At 30.2% G+C, this 20180-nt stretch carries 5 protein-coding genes; all 5 read right to left on the reverse strand.

Annotated elements, in window-relative coordinates; translation table 11 throughout:
* Positions 1 to 74: 74 nt before the first annotated feature.
* The 5 genes from OMES3154_RS05850 to OMES3154_RS05870 all read right to left on the reverse strand — a co-directional run bounded on the left by OMES3154_RS05850 (position 75) and on the right by OMES3154_RS05870 (position 20180).
* On the reverse strand, positions 75 to 956 hold the full coding sequence (locus OMES3154_RS05850) for a hypothetical protein (protein WP_156683851.1): 882 nt from the start codon (positions 954 to 956) through the stop codon (positions 75 to 77).
* On the reverse strand, positions 949 to 1500 hold the full coding sequence (locus tag OMES3154_RS05855) for a hypothetical protein (RefSeq protein ID WP_156683852.1): 552 nt from the start codon (positions 1498 to 1500) through the stop codon (positions 949 to 951). The genes OMES3154_RS05850 and OMES3154_RS05855 overlap by 8 nt, the downstream gene beginning before the upstream one ends.
* Positions 1493 to 3475: a S16 family serine protease gene (locus tag OMES3154_RS05860; protein WP_197271526.1), complete on the reverse strand. Its 1983-nt coding sequence runs from the start codon at positions 3473 to 3475 to the stop codon at positions 1493 to 1495. Before OMES3154_RS05860 ends, OMES3154_RS05855 begins: the two co-directional genes overlap by 8 nt.
* Positions 3476 to 3652: 177 nt before the next feature.
* Positions 3653 to 19645: an OmpA family protein gene (locus tag OMES3154_RS05865; protein ID WP_156683854.1), complete on the reverse strand. Its 15993-nt coding sequence runs from the start codon at positions 19643 to 19645 to the stop codon at positions 3653 to 3655.
* Positions 19638 to 20180, reverse strand: coding sequence for a hypothetical protein (locus tag OMES3154_RS05870; protein WP_156683855.1), 543 nt, complete (start codon positions 20178 to 20180; stop codon positions 19638 to 19640). The genes OMES3154_RS05865 and OMES3154_RS05870 overlap by 8 nt, the downstream gene beginning before the upstream one ends.

Here is a 20180-nt window from a genome sequence, read left to right on the forward strand (position 1 = left end):
CAAACAATTATACCATGCTAATATTTTTATTGTCAAACTTTGTTTATTTATCAAAAAATTGCAAAAAGCTTTCACTATTTGCAATCCTTATTTTTATTTAATACACTTTTTAATAAATCTATACTTTTATTAGTCTTTTCTTTATTTTTCATTATATTTTCAAAATATATCTCATATGGATTAGAACCTTTAATGATTTCACTTCCATCAATTATTTTTTTCAATTCTTCTATATCAATAGTCCTTAAATCATTATCTAGCTTTTTATATACTATACTCTCATTGTTAGCTTTTTTTGAATTAAAACTAACAATTATTTTATCCTCAACTTCTTGCAGGGCAATAACTTTTTTAAAGTCATCTTCTTCAAAAAAATCTTTTATTTTATCTTTAGTTGAGATTATTGTGCATAATTTAGTCCATTTAATTTTTTTAAGTACTTCTGCCTTATCGCTTATTAAGTAGTCGTATTTGAAATCTTTTTCTCCAATTTTATATGCTGTATTCCACAAAGCCATTGGATAATTTTTTTCACTTGTTCCAAAATATGAATACGAATAAACACTAAATTCATCTTTTCTAGTTCTATTAAACATTGCAAAAAACACATTATTTAAAAGATTATATATATCCTCATCCATGTAGTTTATATCTACATATATTTCTTTAGGCTTATACCTATCTAAAATACTTTTACAATGATAAATAAAAGGATCCATAGAAAAGGTATTTTTAAAAAATTCTAAGCTGTAATACTTTGATTTTTTCCCATTTAAAATATCATTTAACTTATTAAAGCTCTCAAATATGTCCTCATTTTCTTCAGAAATATCTAAATCTAAATCTTCTAAATGTCTTTCTTTTGCGATATTTTTAAAAGGTTCTTTTTTAGTTGCATTATATAAGGAGAAGAAATCTTTTTCTATATCGTTATATATTTTTTTTGCATTACTCATCAAACATCACCTCAATTATCGTTTTATTAACATATTCATTTCTTGATTCTAGATATCTTTTTATGTTTTCTTTCTCATTCTCAAAGTTATGTATTAAGTCTTCAACTAAAGAAAATACTTTTTTGTCTTCAATTTTATCTAAAACCACTGCAAGTTTTTCTTTGATAATTTCTGATAAAACTTTCATAGAAAGATCTTCTTTTTCTTTTTTTACTTTATCTACTAATATTTCTAGTAATATCTTTACTAATTTTGCATACTTTATTTCTTTTAATCTTAATATATAGAAGTTATTAAAAGGGTAATGTTTTTCTTCTTGATTTATATATCCTTTTTCAACTAGATATACAGAAAAATTAAATCTATGTATTAAAATATCATTATTTTTTAATTCATACTTTTCATTTATATTTTTCTTAACTTTTACTTCCTGTATAATTAGCTCACTACCCATTTTTGTCATATACATTTTAGCTATATCGCCAACATTTACTCTTAATTCTGGGACAGAAAATATTTCAAAATCTATTTTAGTACTATCCATCTATGTTCCCCTCCTTTGCAAACATTAAGTTATAGACTTGCATAAAGTCTTTAACTAAATGTATTTTTATATCTTTTTTTATTTTTGGGCTTATTAGCTCTATTTCATCCCTATTTTCATAAGGAATTATAAACTCTTTTATCCCACTTTCGTAGCTTCCTTCTATTTTAATGTTTGTTCCTCCTACAGCTAAAACTTCTCCAATTATAGAGATTTCACCTGTCATGGCAATATTTTGTTTTAGAGCTACATTTTTATACATTGATATTAAAAGAGTTGTTATAGCTATACCTCCAGAAGGCCCATCTTTTTTAGCTGCTGCATTTTTAAAGTGTATATGTATATCATTTTCTTTAATATTTTTTTCATTAATTCCAAACTCTTTTGCTTTTGATTTTATATATGAAATAGCCACAGCATTGCTTTCTCTAAGAACTTCACCAACATTCCCAGAAACTTTTAGGCTGCCATTACCTTTATACATTACTGCTTCCATAACCGAAGCACAGCCTTTTTTTGAAGAACTTATAGACATACCAACTACACTAGCTTTTTTTGGCTTATTTATATCAGTGATTTTAGGGCTTTCATATTTAGCTTTACCTAAAACCTTAGAAACATAATCCACATCAATTATATTTCTATTAATATTATGTAATTTTTTTTGTAATTTAATATCACTGATTATTGTTTCTATTTTTTGAGTGGCTTCTCTTATTCCTGATTCAAAACAATAGTTTTTAATAATTTGTTCTATAGCTTCTAAAGTTATTTCAACTTTAGAATCCAGGTTAGCTTTTTTTAAATGTTTTGGTAGAACATAATTTTTAATTATATTTATTTTTTCATCAAGGCTGTATGATTTAATATCTATTATTTCAAGTCTGCTTTTTAAATAATCTGGTATTAAATCCTTATTATTACCTGTTACTATAAATAAGGCATTAGAAATATCATAAGGTATATTTAAAAACTCATCCCTGAAATTTTTATTTAGAACAGGATCTAATATTTCTGATATTATTCCCATGCAAGCTTGATCTATTTTATCTATTTCATCTAATAATATTATAGGGGCTTTTTTGTTGCATTTCAAGAATATATTTAATATTTCTCCTGGATGTGAATCTTTGTATGTAGAGTCAGAACCTTTTAGATATAGTGCATTTTTGCAAGCACCTAAAGATATTGTGTATACAGGTCTATTTAAAGCTTTACCTATAGAATCTACTATAGAACTCTTTCCAACACCAGGTTCACCAATTAAGCATATATTTTTGTTGCTATTACTTGCAATATATCTTAATATGTTTGTTTTTAATTCTTCCATACCATAGTGACTTTCATCTAGTATTTTTTTTGCCGCCATTATATCTTCTCTACTTTTTTCTTCTGGAGCATATTCTTCCCAGTTTAGGTTTTTAATATATGAAAGTCTTTTTTTATCATTTTGTTCTGTACTACTTATTGTTCTAAGAACTTCTTCATAAAGTTCTTTTTTCTCTTCTTTAAATTTAGAAAAGTATTCTGGGAATGCAAGGATTTCAAAATCCTCTCTTTTGTTTAATTTTAATTTTCTTAAATCAGATAAATTAAGTTTAATATCATCTAATCCTCCCATTTTTTCAACGCTTACTACACCCTTTTCGTTGATTTCACAAATATACGATAAAAAATAGCAACTATTATCGCTTACCTTTGAATACATAAATGCATAACCTGTTTTTTTATTTTTACTTAAAGTAATAATGTGGTCACATATATCTTCTTTTCTTAATTTTTTTCTTTTTGAATAAGGAATCATAGCATATTTTTTTTCTAATTCTAATACGTCTTGAGAAATAAATTCTTCAACATCTAAATCATTTTCTATCATATCTTCGTAAATGAATTCACCAAAAAACTCTATTTCTTTACCACATAATTCGACATCAACATATTTCGCTTCTTTTTTTAAATTAACTACTCTAATCATAAACTTATTTCCCCTTTCATTTCTTATGCACATATTATATATTTTTTTGTTTATTTGTCAACAATTATTTTTGCATTTATTTTTCAAATTATTTTGTTTTTACAAAAACATAAAGAAAGTTGTTTAAAATAGAGGGTAAAAAAATAGAGGGATATTTTAATCCACTCTATTTTTTAGTTATTTATTCATATTATCGTATTCATTTATTAAGATTTCAACTCTTCTTTGATTTGAGTAATTACCTTCAACCATTTCATTGTATCCACCTGATTTTAATACGATATTTACATCATCAGATATTCCTAACTTGATTAAAGCATTTCTAGCAGCTTTTGCTCTTTTCATACCTAAATCCATGTTATACCCTTCTTTATAGCTAATATCTGTGTAACCTATAATAACTATAGTTTTGTCTTTAAATTCTTTGTTTATTACTTCAACAATTTCTTTTAATTTAGCAATTTGTGCCTTTGTAATATTAGCACTATCTAATACAAAGTTATCAATTACATAACGTAATCTTCTATTTTGGCTAACCATTTGTCTTAATTCAGAATTTTCAGACTCAAGTTTGTTTAATCTATTTATTAGATCTTTACTTACTTGTTTTTCATCTTTTATTGCTCCTAATGATATATTAACTCCTGCTGAAACTCCAACTTCAGATTTTGTTCCAAGTGAAACACTTGCTTTATATACAACATTTCTACCTCTATTTTGACCTGAAATTCCAACCGCTATTGCTGATTCTCCTTTATAGTATCCAAATCCAGCACCTATACCAAATAGTTTGTCATAAGTTACTTGAGGTATTCCTGCTGCAGCATAAGCTCCTGCAATTCCACCCGCTAATTCTTTTTTAGCTCCGTCTACTACATTAGATATATTATTAACCTTTTTATCAACATAGTTTTTATTAACTGCTTGTGTTCCATCATTAGAACCTTCATCTATATCTTTTAATCCAGTTATTACCCCTAAAGGTTTATCATTAATAAGATCTTTTGCAAATTCTATTTTTGGAGCAGCCTTATCATTAGTTATTTCTATTGTCTTAGTTGTACCATCACCAAGTGATATGTTGTTAGGTGATATTGTTACCGACTTAGAACCATCTTGAACAGTAACTTCTTTAAATTCTGGATTTTCTTTTAATCCTATTTCTACTTGTCCTGTTCCATTTTCGTATTTATAGCTAGTAACTAAGTTATTTCCTACATACTTAATGCTTGCATCATTATCAGTAGATTTAATTAATTCGCCGTCTGCTTCTTTAAATACTGTTGTACTTCCTAAATATTGAGTAGAGGTTGTATCTCCTTCTGTTGCTCTAATATTAAATCCTTCATTTAATTTAGCTCTATTTTCGTTAACAGCATTTAATAAATTCTCTGGTCCTTTACTTTGTTGACCATTTGATTTTATTAATTCTTCAAAAATAGGCTTAGAAAATTCATTATTTGTTACAGTTAATCCTAATGCATCCCCTAATTTTTTAATTTGACTACCATTTATTGCATCTTTTGAATCATTTGAAATTGTACCATCTGCTACATTTCCTAGTACTTCTGGTTTAGTTGTTTCTCCATCTTGGTCTACTAATGACAATCTAATATCTTTAGCTTCTTTTGCTTTTGATAGATTATTTTGTTCATTAGATTTTTCAATCAATACATTTTTAGTAGGAATTCCAGTTTCCTTATTTTCTTCTCCCGTTGTATTAGTATCTACATTATATTTGTATACTTTAGTATCTTTAGTATCTCCAACTTTAATTACATATTTAACATTATCTTTTTCAACAATTAAGTCTCCATCTTTTGTTACTACTGATTTATCATAGAACTTACCGTCATTAGCTTTTACTACTCTATTACCTTTTGCATCTGTATATACTACTGGTCCTGATTCTCCTCTTCTTAATGCATTTACTTTATCATTTACATTAACTCCATTTAAACCATCTTTTCCTGTAATACCATCAGTACCATTTCTTCCATCTTCTCCGTCTTTAGATGAATCTCCTAATTTATCAGCTAATTTATCTAATTGACCTTTATTTACTGCATCATTAGCATCTACTCCATCTGCTATTCCTTTTAATTTAACATTAGAATTTGTTACATCTCCTGTTAATGGTGTTGATGTCTTACCAAATGTTACTTCTCCATCTCCTATAGATATTTTAGTTGTTTCAGTTTTTGTAATTGAACCTTGTGCATCTTTTGTTACCTTTGCATTTTCTAATGATGTAATATTCTTTAAGTTTGATGCTAGTTTTATTTCAAGTCCTTCTTTAGCCTTATTAGCTTCAACTTTAATATTATTTGCTGCTGTATTTTCTGCTACAGTTCCTTCACCTTTAATAGTTAATTTGCTTCCTAATACTCTATGAACTTCACCAGAATTTCCTTCAAAGTCTAATCCTGCTATTGATAATGCTTGTAAATCTCTTACTGTTGCTACTGAATTTAGTTTTTGTTTATCTTCATCTTTTGCATCAGTTAGTTTTAATATTCCCTTTTCCCCAGTAATAGCACCTTGTGCTGCTGTTATAGCTTCTCTAGATGCTAGATCATCTGTTTGATTTTCTCCTTCTCCAGTTTTCTTATTATACTTACTTGCTATTGTAGAATCATTATTAAATGTTCCATCAGTTTGTTTAACTGGTGTAGTAACTATTGAACTTCCAACATTTCCTAACACTTCTGGATTAGTTGTTTCTCCATCTTGAGCTACTAATGACAATCTTACATCAGTTACTATAGTAGGTTTTTGAGCCTTATTATATCCTATTTCTACATTAGATTTTTCAACTTTTTCCCCTAAAGTTCTATCATCATTAACTTTGTAATATTCATTTCCAACTTTTGCATATTTTTCATTACCAACAGTTACTATAACTTCACCTGTTTTTGTAACTTTTTCTGGTGTATAGAAATTGCCATCATTTGCTTTTACTACTCTATTCCCAGAATTATCAGTATATACTACTGGTCCTGCTTCTCCTCTTCTTAATGCGTTTACTTTATCATTTACATTAACTCCGTTTAAGCCATCTTTTCCTGCTGCTCCTTTTTTACCATCTTGTCCATTTTCACCATTTCTTCCATCTGTTTTATCATTAGATGTATCTCCTAGTTTTTTAGCAATATTATCAACATAGTTCTTATTAACTGCTGATGATCCATCTGCATTAGCATCAAGATCTTTTAATCCTGTTATTATTCCAGTGCCATTTATTCCATTCTTAGCAAAATCTATTGTTGGAGAATTGCCATCTGTTCCTGCTGTTATACTTATTTTAGATGTGCCATCTGTTCCATTTACAGTTATTCCTGATTTATCTATTTTTGTTGATTTTTTATCAGAATTTTTTCCAGTAGCATTAGGATCTCCAAACGTTAAATCTTTCGCTGTTAATGTGGCTTTATTTCCATCTTTATCTTTTAATGTTGTTCCACCTAATTTATATTCTGCTGTTTCTATTGGTGTTACTGTGCCATTTGCATCAACATTAGCCTTAGTTATTGTTGTTCCATCTACTTCTGTTGATATTGTTGTTTTACTTATTATTTGTCCAGCATCATTTTTTTCTACTTTTTCAAGTTCTACTTTATCTGGTGATAATGTTAATGTCTTACCGTCTTTCGCTATATCTTTAACTGTTATTTCTTTAAATTCAGGTTTTTGTTTAATCCCTATTTCTATCTTACCTTCTGTTACTTGTGTTGCTACATTTGCTGTTGTGTAATCATCAAATGAATTTACACCTTCTTTACCTATAATTGTTAGTGTTTTTCCTAATTTTCTATGAGTTGGTCCATTTACATTTCCTGCAAAATCAAGTCCTGCTGCTGATAGTGCTTGTAAATCTCTTATTGTTGCTGCACTATCTAGTATTTTATCCTCATTTAATTTATTTAACTCCTCTGCTACTTTTTTAGCCTTTGTTTCTCCTACACTTATTTTTGAACCTATTCCTGATGATAGATTTTTTGAGATAAATTTATCTGTTCCTAAAGCACTTCCAACATTTCCTAACACTTCTGGATTAGTTGTTTCTCCATCTTGAGCTACTAATGACAATCTTACATCAGTTACTATAGTAGGTTTTTGAGCCTTATTATATCCTATTTCTACATTAGATTTTTCAACTTTTTCCCCTAAAGTTCTATCATCATTAACTTTGTAATATTCATTTCCAACTTTTGCATATTTTTCATTACCAACAGTTACTATAACTTCACCTGTTTTTGTAACTTTTTCTGGTGTATAGAAATTGCCATCATTTGCTTTTACTACTCTATTCCCAGAATTATCAGTATATACTACTGGTCCTGCTTCTCCTCTTCTTAATGCGTTTACTTTATCATTTACATTAACTCCGTTTAAGCCATCTTTTCCTGCTGCTCCTTTTTCACCATTTCTTCCATCTTCTCCATCTTTAGATGAGTCTCCAGAATTTTTAGCTAATTCATCTAATTGCCCTTTAGTTACTGCTGAATCAGGAGTAGTTCCTGGTTTTAATCCTTCTAGTACTACTTTATCATCTTCTCCAACTTTTGGAGTTTTTGATAATGTTAATGTTCCGTTATTTGGAGTTAGATTTATTGTAGTTGACCCACCATTTTCTTTTAGTTTTAATCCTTCAAATTCTGGTGTCTTTTTAATTCCTATTTCTATCTTACCTTTAGATACCTTTGTTGCTACATTTGATGTTGAATAATCATTAAATGAACTTACACCATTTTCACCTATAATACTTAATGTTTCTCCTAGTTTTCTATGAGTTGGTCCATTTACATTTCCTGCAAAATCAAGTCCTGCTACTGCTACTGCTTGTAGATCTCCTACAGTTACAACTTTATTTAAGTCTTTTTTATTAATTTTTTCATATAACGTATTAATTACACCTTTTGATTTTGTTTCAACAGAATTTTTAACAGAATCTATATCTGATTTAAGATTTTTAGGATCTATATCTGTTCCTAAAGAACTCTTAATATTACCTAGTTCTACTACTGGATTTTCAGTTGTTCCATCTGGATTTACTAGTGTTGCTTTAATATTTTCTACAGCTGCTTTACCTTCTAAAGGATCTCCTTTAGCGTCTACTTCATCTGCTTTATAGTATTTTCCATTATTTGCTTTTACTAGTCTATTTCCTTCTTGGTCTGTATACACTACTATTCCAGCTTCACCATTTCTTATAGCATTTACCTTAGATGTTAAATCTTTTCCATTTAATCCATCTTTTCCAGTTGGTCCAGTTGAACCTGCAGAACCATTAGTTCCGTCTTTTCCATCTCTTCCATCTGAATTTGGTGTTCCTATTTGGTCTGATAAATGTTTTACTGCAGATTCTGTTGCTGCTCTTGTTTCATTTTCTCCTACACCATATTTTTCACTTAATATATTTCTTGCTTCTAGTCCTATAACTTTTCCATTATTATGATGGAATTCTATACTTGGAGTTTCACTTAGTGTACCTGATTTTATTGTTATACTTTCATTAGGTGTACCATCTAATTTTGTACCATTATTTAGTACTATCTTAGCACCTTGTTCTTCTTCGTTATATTTCCCAGCTGCTTTAATTAATATACTATCTGTTGTTTCCTTATTTTCATCATTACTTGATTTTAATAAGATTTGTGATGTTGTTGTTTCATTTGCTCCACTTATTAGTAAATTATCTTTTCCAAAGTTATCTGTTAATGCTAATCCTTCTCTATTTAATGTTGCTTTATTCTTATTACCTGTATCACCAGAATTAGAATTTTCTATTACTAATGAATCTCCTGTTAAACTTGATTTATTTTCATAGTTATCTATAACTGCTCCATCTAATGTATATTTTGCTGAAACTGTATAGTTGTAGTTTTTATTACCTACTTTTTCTACTTTATTTTCAGTTATTCTTATTCCATCTGCTGTTTGAGTTGTTTCTTTATTAACATCTCTTAAACTTATATCACTTGCTGTTAATTTAACTTTCTTACCATCTACTGTCTTAGTTGATAGGCTTGTAATATCTTTTAGTTTATCTGATAATCTAATATTTAAATATGTTCCATTTGAATCTACTCTAATATTACCTGCTGCACTTGTAAATGAATCTTCTATAGTTTTTTCTAAATCTGTTCCTTCACCTTTAATTATTAGTGTTTGTCCTAAAGTCTTATGAACGCCTGTAGAATTTTTATATGTATTCCCTTCAAAGTCTAATCCTGCTATTGATAATGCTTGTAAGTCTCTTAATGTCGATGCTGAATTTAATTTTTGTGTATCTTCTGTATCAGTTAATTGTAATAGTCCTTTTTTATTTGGATTAGTATCACCATTCAATGCTTTTTGAGCCAATTCTATTGCTTGTTCTTTTGGTGATTTTTCATTACCTGTTGCTGCAGTGTTATTATACTTACTTGCTATTGTATTTGTATTATCTGTAACTGGCATATCAACTATTGAACTTCCAATATTTCCTAATACTTCTGGTGTTGTTGTTTCTCCATTATCTGCTACTAATGATAATCTAATTTTACCTGTTTCTTCAGTTGTAAGTGAAGTCGCTGCTGCACCAGTTAATTGTTGACCTTGTTTAACACTATATACTCCATCATTATCTTTATCTTCAAATACTGCTGTATTTGGTTCATAATATCCTTTTGTTTCCCCTTGTTCAACATATATTTTATTCTTAATATCTTCTAGTTTATAGTAGTTTCCATCTCTTCCTTTTACTACTCTATTTCCATCTTTATCTGTATATACTACTGGCCCTGCTTCTCCTCTTCTTAAGGCATTTACTTTATCATTTACATTAACTCCGTTTAAGGCATCTTTCCCTGCAATACCATTTGTACCATTTCTTCCATCTTTTCCATCTTTAGAAGTATTTCCTACTGCATTTGCTAATTTCTTTAATTGAGCAACGTTTACTGCATCTGTATCTTGAGAACCTGCTGCTACACCAATTATTTGTCTAGTTTGTGTTCCATCATTTCCTATTGATAATGCACCTTTTGTTGCCTTCCAAGCAACTTTTGTTTCTTTACTAGCTTCATTTGTTAATGGATCATATCCAATAGAATTTTCAATTAATCTATTAGAAACAGATTCATCCCCTAAAGCTATTCCACCTTCTACTTCAGATACAGCAGAATATCCTATTGCAATAGCTTTTGCTTTTGATACTTGTGAATTTTTACCTATTGCTATAGCATTAGCTCCAAATACTTCTGAATCTGTACCTATTGCTATTGAATCTTTAGAGTCTGTTTGGGCTACTACTTTAGTTTCTGGTGTTAATACAGATCCAGTTTCATCAACAACTCCTGCTGTTTCTTTTTTCTTGTTTATAACTCTAGCACCTTTACCCACAGCAATAGATCCTTCTGCTTGTGCTCCCTTATTATCTGAATTTTTCTTATCTGATTCTGATGCTTCTGGATCAGTTGCATTAACTGAGAAGTATTTTATTTTTTGTCCACTTACAGTCCCTTTTAAGGCTTCTAATTGACTAAAGTTTACCGCATCATTAGCTTTAGTACCATCTGCTATTCCTTTTAATTGCACTGGATTAGTTGAATTACCATTTGATAATGTTAATACCCCATTACTTGGAGTTAAGTTTACTGTAGTAGTTCCTTTATTTTCTTTTAGTTTTAATCCTTCAAATTCTGGTGTCTTTTTAATTCCTATTTCTATCTTACCTTCTGATACCTTTGTTGCTACATTTGCTGTTGAGTAATCATTAAATGAACTTACACCATTTTCACCTATAATACTTAATGTTTCTCCTAGTTTTCTATGAGTTGGTCCATTTACATTTCCTGCAAAATCAAGTCCTGCTACTGCTACTGCTTGTAGATCTCCTACAGTTACAACTTTATTTAAGTCTTTTTTATTAATTTTTTCATATAACGTATTAATTACACCTTTTGATTTTGTTTCAACAGAATTTTTAACAGAATCTATATCTGATTTAAGATTTTTAGGATCTATATCTGTTCCTAAAGAACTCTTAATATTACCTAGTTCTACTACTGGATTTTCAGTTGTTCCATCTGGATTTACTAGTGTTGCTTTAATATTTTCTACAGCTGCTTTACCTTCTAAAGGATCTCCTTTAGCGTCTACTTCATCTGCTTTATAGTATTTTCCATTATTTGCTTTTACTAGTCTATTTCCTTCTTGGTCTGTATACACTACTATTCCAGCTTCACCATTTCTTATAGCATTTACCTTAGATGTTAAATCTTTTCCATTTAATCCATCTTTTCCAGTTGGTCCAGTTGAACCTGCAGAACCATTAGTTCCGTCTTTTCCATCTCTTCCATCTGAATTTGGTGTTCCTATTTGGTCTGATAAATGTTTTACTGCAGATTCTGTTGCTGCTCTTGTTTCATTTTCTCCTACACCATATTTTTCACTTAATATATTTCTTGCTTCTAGTCCTATAACTTTTCCATTATTATGATGGAATTCTATACTTGGAGTTTCACTTAGTGTACCTGATTTTATTGTTATACTTTCATTAGGTGTACCATCTAATTTTGTACCATTATTTAGTACTATCTTAGCACCTTGTTCTTCTTCGTTATATTTCCCAGCTGCTTTAATTAATATACTATCTGTTGTTTCCTTATTTTCATCATTACTTGATTTTAATAAGATTTGTGATGTTGTTGTTTCATTTGCTCCACTTATTAGTAAATTATCTTTTCCAAAGTTATCTGTTAATGCTAATCCTTCTCTATTTAATGTTGCTTTATTCTTATTACCTGTATCACCAGAATTAGAATTTTCTATTACTAATGAATCTCCTGTTAAACTTGATTTATTTTCATAGTTATCTATAACTGCTCCATCTAATGTATATTTTGCTGAAACTGTATAGTTGTAGTTTTTATTACCTACTTTTTCTACTTTATTTTCAGTTATTCTTATTCCATCTGCTGTTTGAGTTGTTTCTTTATTAACATCTCTTAAACTTATATCACTTGCTGTTAATTTAACTTTCTTACCATCTACTGTCTTAGTTGATAGGCTTGTAATATCTTTTAGTTTATCTGATAATCTAATATTTAAATATGTTCCATTTGAATCTACTCTAATATTACCTGCTGCACTTGTAAATGAATCTTCTATAGTTTTTTCTAAATCTGTTCCTTCACCTTTAATTATTAGTGTTTGTCCTAAAGTCTTATGAACGCCTGTAGAATTTTTATATGTATTCCCTTCAAAATCTAATCCTGCTATTGCTACTGCTTGTAAATCTCTTACTGTTGCTGCTGAATTTAATTTTTGTGTATCTTCTGTATCAGTTAATTGTAATAGTCCTTTTTTATTTGGATTAGTATCACCATTCAATGCTTTTTGAGCCAATTCTATTGCTTGTTCTTTTGGTGATTTTTCATTACCTGTTGCTGCAGTGTTATTATACTTACTTGCTATTGTATTTGTATTATCTGTAACTGGCATATCAACTATTGAACTTCCAATATTTCCTAATACTTCTGGTGTTGTTGTTTCTCCATTATCTGCTACTAATGATAATCTTACTGGTGTTTGTTCTGCTAATTTACCTGTTAAATTTGCTCCGTTTTTAACAGTATATATTCCATCACCATCTGTATCTTCCATTGTTTGTTCATTTTTTACATAATATCCTTCTTTTCCTGCTGTAGATACATATACTTTATCTTTTAATTCAGACGGTTTATAGTACTTACCATCTTTCCCTATTACTAGTCTTTCTCCTGCCTCATTTGTATATACTACTGGTCCTGCTGATCCTTCTCTTAGCGCTTGTACCTTATCTAGAATTGATTTTCCATCTAGTCCATCTTTTCCTGCTGGTCCTTTTGAGCCATCTGCTCCTGCTGCTCCATCATTACCATTTAGTCCTAATGTATCTTTAAGCGCGTCTAAAGCTCCTCTAGTTACTGCTGAATCTTTGGCTTTATCATCTTTTAAACCTCTTAATACTACTTTATCTTTATTTTCTTCTTCTCCTGTAGTATCTTTTGGATCTTTTGATAGTGTCAATGTTCCTTTTGCGTCTGGTGTTAGTTTTATTGTTGGTGCATTATTTTCTCCATTATTTAATTCAAGTCCCTTAAATCTTGGTACTTCTTTAAATCCTACTTCTATATTAGTATTTCCATCTGTTTGACTAACTTTTGTTACTAAGTTATCTCCTGCATATGTTCCTACTAATGTCGCTGGTGTTATTGCTGCAGCTGGAACTGTTATTGTAGAACTTGCTCTTACTACTTTTATTGTTGATCCTAATTGATTTGTTACTGGATTATTTTCAACTGCTGTATTAGAAGAAGTTTTATCTATATCTGCTCCTACCTTTAATCCCTTATTTGTAGCTATTGTTAAATCATCTATAGCTCCTTTAAATGTTGTAGGCGCTGCTGTTTTCCCACTTCCATTTACTGCTGTGAATGTTGGTTTTTCTAATTCTCCAGAATTTCCTGTTTTTTCTGGATATCCTAATACATTTTTTTCTATATCATATATTTGTTTTCCATTTATAGCATCTGCTGAATTAGCCTTAATATCTCCTGCTGCTACTCCTTTTATTTTCACTTCAGAGTTTGTTTTCGCTTCTCCTGCTGCTGGTGTTGTTTTACTAAATGTTACTTCTCCATCACCCAATGATATCTTAGTTGTATTAGTATTTGTTTTCTTTTCTAATGAGTCTATATTCTTTAAGTTAGACGCTAGTTTTATTTCTAGTCCATCTTTTGCGCTATTTGCTTCAACTTTAATATTATCTTTAGCTGTAGTAGTTCCTGCTACTGTTCCTTCTCCAGTTATTTTTAATGTTTCTCCTAGTACTCTATGAACTTTTTTAGTATCTCCATCATTACCTGCAAAATCTAATCCTGATATTGCTACTGCTTGTAAATCTCTTACTGTTGCTGCTGAATTTAGTTTTTGTGTGTCTTCAGTTCCATTTGCTCCATCTTTTAATTGTAATAATCCTTTTTTATCTGGAATTCCTGTTTTTCCAGTTAATGCTTCTTTTGCTGAAGTTATCGCACTTTCTTTATCATTAGCACTATTATACTTACTTGCTATTGTATTTGTATTATCTGTAACTGGCATATCAACTATTGAACTTCCAATATTTCCTAATACTTCTGGTGTTGTTGTTTCTCCATTATCTGCTACTAATGATAATCTTACTGGTGTTTGTTCTGCTAATTTACCTGTTAAATTTGCTCCGTTTTTAACAGTATATATTCCATCACCATCTGTATCTTCCATTGTTTGTTCATTTTTTACATAATATCCTTCTTTTCCTGCTGTAGATACATATACTTTATCTTTTAATTCAGACGGTTTATAGTACTTACCATCTTTCCCTATTACTAGTCTTTCTCCTGCCTCATTTGTATATACTACTGGTCCTGCTTCTCCTCTTCTTAAGGCATTTACTTTATCATTTACATTAACTCCGTTTAAGGCATCTTTTCCTGCTGGTCCATTTTCTCCATTTCTTCCATCAGTTCCATCTTTTGATGTGTCTCCTACAGCTTTAGCTAGACTCTTTAATTGTGCGACATTAACAGCATCAGTATCTTGCGATCCTGCTGCTACTCCTGTTATTTGTCTTGTAATACTATCACTGCCTATAGCAAAGTCGCCAGATGTTGCTTTCCAAGCTAATCCAGTTTCTGTACTAACTTTATTTGTTAATGGATCATATCCTGTAGATTTTTCTGTTCTTTGTGATATAGATCCTGAACCTATAGCTACTCCACCATTTACTTTAGATTTTGCTCCATTACCTATTGCTATTGAATTTTCTTCTTCAGAAATTGAATTTAATCCAAGTGCTATAGCATTCTTACTCGTAACTTTTGAACTGTGTCCTAATGCTATTGAATCTTTTCCTGCAACAAATGAATCTGTTCCTATCGCTATTGAATCATCAGAGCTAACTGCTACTTCTTGTTCTGTTGTATTTGTTGCATCAACTGCATTTCCTTCAGTAGGACTACTTACTTTTTCTTTTTTCTTAATAGCAACTTTTGCTCCTTTACCTACAGCTATTGATCCTGCTGCTTCAGCACCTTCATTATCTGAATTTTTCTTATCTTTTTCTGATTCTAATGGGTCAGTTGCTTTTACAGAGAAGTATTTTATTTTTTGTGCATTAACTTTATCTATCAAATTAGTTATATCTGTTGTATTTTTATGTATATTACCTGCGTTATTTGTTATATTAGTTGTATTATTTGTTATATTCTCAGCATTTTTTGTTATATTTGTAGTATTAGATTCCACTTTTTTACTTAAATCATTTAATTCTGAACTTTTAGCTAAACCAGTCTCATCAAATGAAATTTCTATAGTATTATTTTTTGCTATTGTTGTTATTCTTTTCTTAGTAATAGCAGATTCTCCTGTCGTAGTATATCCCGCTCCTGCTCCAACCACTGATAATGTATCATTTTTTAAATTAAGACTTTCTGTGTTTTCATCCCCTTTAAATTTAAGAATTGCATTTCCAGTAACTTTCTTTAATTGTGCAACGTTAACAGCATCAGTGTCATTACGACCTGCTGCTACATTTGTTATTCTTCTTGTTATATTTTCATCTTCATTACCAACTGAGAATTCTCCACCTGTTGGAACCCATACTTTTGCCTTTGATATATCTTTAGCATCATTATTTTCAAAACTATAGAAATTATTTACACTTTGATTAAAACCTGGGTTAATATATGTTCCATCTTTTTGTTTATATGCACTAACACCATTTTTAGCAACTGACGCTTTACCTATTGCTACTGTACCAGCTACAGCTTCTGCACTTTCTCCTATTGCTACTGCAGATTCTCCTGCATTTGTATTTAGACCTATAGCAACACCATTTTTACCAGCTGTTTTTTCATTGTTGTGTGTCCCTATTACTATAGCATCTGAATTACTATCAGCTATTGTAATATGTCTACCAATAGCTACTGCTCCATTTGAAACACTACCTATTTGGTTATCATATCCTAACCCAACAGCCTCATCTGATGCTATAGCTGAACTTTGATAGTTTCTACCATTTTCACCTCTCTTACCAATATATACAGATTTTTGTCCTGTAACTGCAACGTGTGATCCTATTGCAACAGAAAATTGTCCTGATTCATTATCAGTACCACCTGTTACGTGAGATGTATCCCCTTTACCAGTTGAAGCGTAGTGTCCTATAGCAATTGACTGACCTCCTGCTGCTCTTGCTTCTTTTGCACCTGCAAATGATTCTTGTCCACTAGCAAGAGAGTTTACCCCTATTGCTACTGCTTCAGCTCCACCAGAAATTGAACTAACCCCTAATGCTAGTGACCCATTATTCGAAGCAACTGCGTGTGCACCTATTGCTACCGATCCATTTCCTTTAGCACGAGTTCTTACATATCCATTACTGTTTTTAAATTCACTGTCACCTTCTATTTTATAATAATTATCATATACAGTTTTATTAGTTACCTTATTATTATATCCATTAGCATCATCAGACCCTATTGCAATTGCTCCTTCTCCAATAACATCTGTATCATTACCTATTGCTGTAGATTGTTGGTTTAATGCATTTACTCCAGCTCCTATAGCTATTGAAGACTGTACATTTTCAGGAATTAAAATGTTATCAGAATGATCTAATTGACCTTTATCTGTACCTGCAGGGAGGCTGCTATTTTTATAGTATTTACCACCAACTTGTGCTTGTTTTCCTATTGCTATAGATGAATTCCCTTCTGATTTTGCCTTATACCCTATAGCAATAGCATCCTTACCTGTAGCTCCATCATTTTTATAGTTTGTTGTAGTTAATAAATTATTTTCATCATCTGTTTTTGTAAATCGAGCATGCCCAACTGCTTCAGTTACAGCATTACTCATATCTTCATTTTTAAAATTATTTCCTTCTCCGTATACACCATCTTTTATATCTGTATATACTTTTCTTAATTTATTTAAAGTTTCATTACCTGATATATATGCTAATGATTCTAATTCTTGGACTTTTCTATACAATGGTGTTATAGAACTTTGATCTATATTTTCTCCAGCTTTAAATCTTGCCTCAATTTTTATTTGTTTTTGTTTTAAATCAATATATTTATCATAGTTACTTTGTTTTTGTGCAACAGCTAAAACACTTGCAGCTTCTGACCCAGAACTTTTATTTATCGAAATAAAGCTAATAGATTGTCCTTCAGAACCTATTTCTGTATCTAATCTATCTTGTAATGTTTTAAGCTGTGAAACTGTTACAGCATCTGAATCTAAATATCCTGAAGCTAAGTTAGTTATTCTACGCTCTAATCCTTTTTGCCCAACAGAAATAACCCCTACTTGTGAAGACGCAGGAATTGAGTAAGATCCATTAGCAACCCATCCAGGATGTCTTAAATTTTCTTCACCATAATCTGTTATAGATTTATATCCTAATGCTATTGAATTATCCATTGTAACTCTAGAGTCATTCCCTATAGCTATCCCTCTTATATTAGAAACTGTAGATCCACTACCTATACCTATAGAAGAACTTTTTTGTACAGTAACTCCGTATCCTAAAGCTATTAAATTTGTTGCTTTAACACCATCACTATCATTTCCACCAACTCTATTACCTATACCAAGTGAAACAGATCCTGCTCCATAAACCGTACTTCCTGTACCAATTGAAACTGAGTTTTCAGATAAAACTGCTGCTCCAACCCCAATTGCTACAGCGTTTGGAGCTTCTTTACTTACATAAGCTAATGACCCAATACCTACCGAGTTATCTCCTTCAACAGCTGTTGCAGTACCTCCTGCAAATGAGTTACTTCCATTATTGTATACATAATACCCTATAGATGTTGAAAGTTTTCCTTTATTTACAGCTTTTTTTACCTCAATAGATTCTCCATTTTCACCTTTAAATGTCAAATATGGTTTATTATTATCAGGTTTGTTGCTTTTTTCTACTTTCTTAAAATCTAGAGCTCCTTCCATCTCCTTACCTGCTATAATTTCGTTTATCATTTTTTCAACTTTTTTTTCTGGATTACCTTGAGAATCAGGATTTCCTGCTATAATCAATGGATTATTATTAGCATCTGTTAAAGTATTGTTTCCTACAGTTATAGATGAAGTATTTGAAATAATTTCTTCAATGTTATGAATTTTTAAGGCATATTTATTTAGCCTATTTATAAATTTACCTCTTTCTTCGTTTGTTAACATAGCATTAGTTAAAACATTTTGACCAATAGATACTGATCCTTCTCCCGCTGCTATTGCTTGTTGACCTATAGATAATGATCCTACAGATGTAGCTTGAGCTTTATTACCTATAGCTAATGTGTTATCTGCAAAAACACTTGTTTGCTCTCCTATAGCCGTTGCTCCAGCTGCATCAAAATCAACATATGTTCTAAGTCCAACAGCTGTTGATCTATCTGCTAATGCAAATGATAATGTTCCAATACCAGTTGCACCATCTCCATAAGCGGCTGTTCTAGATCCTATGGCTATAGCTCCTTGACCTCTTGCATAAGTTGGAGAATAATTTAATACATCAGGTCTATTAGGGTTTTCTACATAGAGACTTTTAAATTCATTTTTATTTTTTACACCACCTAGATAAGTGCCATTAAGGTTATTTGGATCATCTGCAAATAACTTATATACAGTATTTTTATTTAAATTATCCGTATATTTAGTTTTTATATCATCATTTCCTATTGCAATTGATGAATTTCCTATTGCATAAACATCATTTCCTATAGCAGTTGCTTGGTTCCAAGCTGTAGAATTACTTCCTACTGCTACACCTTGACTACCTTTAACTTTAGCTTTTTGACCTATTGCAACTGCTCTACCTTCTGATGAAATACTAATTTCATCTCCTAACCCTACACTCTTATTTGCAAAGTTATAATCTGCTAATTTTGTTCCACCCCAACCTGCATATAATTTCCCAGTTGAACCAGCTGAATTAGACGATATATACTCCCACCCAAAACTCACCGAACTCATTCCCATAAATCCAGCCATTAAGAATGCTATTATCGTTTTGTCATTTATACTTATTTTCTTTTTAAAAGATCTTTTAAGCCATCTTTTTAATTCTTCTTTATTGAATCTATTCATCTATTTCTCCATTTCCCACAATTATCCCTAAATCTTTGTATAAGCCATTTTGATTTAAACTTAATAGATATGTATTTATATATGCATCTTTTAATTGTCTATCAGTTGCACTAACTTCTATCAGTTTTACATTATTATTTAACTTTTTAAAACTTTCTTTTTCTTTATACTTTTCATAAGATCTATTTTGCATTTTAAATGCTTTACTTTCTTTTTCTAGTAAATATACATATACTCTATTTGCATTTTTTGATAAGTTTTCAATTTTTCCATCTAATATATCAACATCTGGAAATATTAGTATAAAATCATTCCCTTTTAAATTTTGCTTAGATAATTCTATATACTCTAAAACAATATCTGCATCTTTTATATCTGCTACAAATCTTCCGTAGTTATTAAAACTATTATCGATTATAAATTTCTTTATTTCATATCTTCTATTTGTTTCTTCTTTTTCAAAACTTAAGATTCCATTTTCAGAATAAGTAAATATTGAAACTATCAATGTCATAAATACTACTATCTTTCTCAT

The sequence above is a fragment of the Oceanivirga miroungae genome, assembly GCF_902505095.1.
Lineage (GTDB): Bacteria > Fusobacteriota > Fusobacteriia > Fusobacteriales > Leptotrichiaceae > Oceanivirga > Oceanivirga miroungae.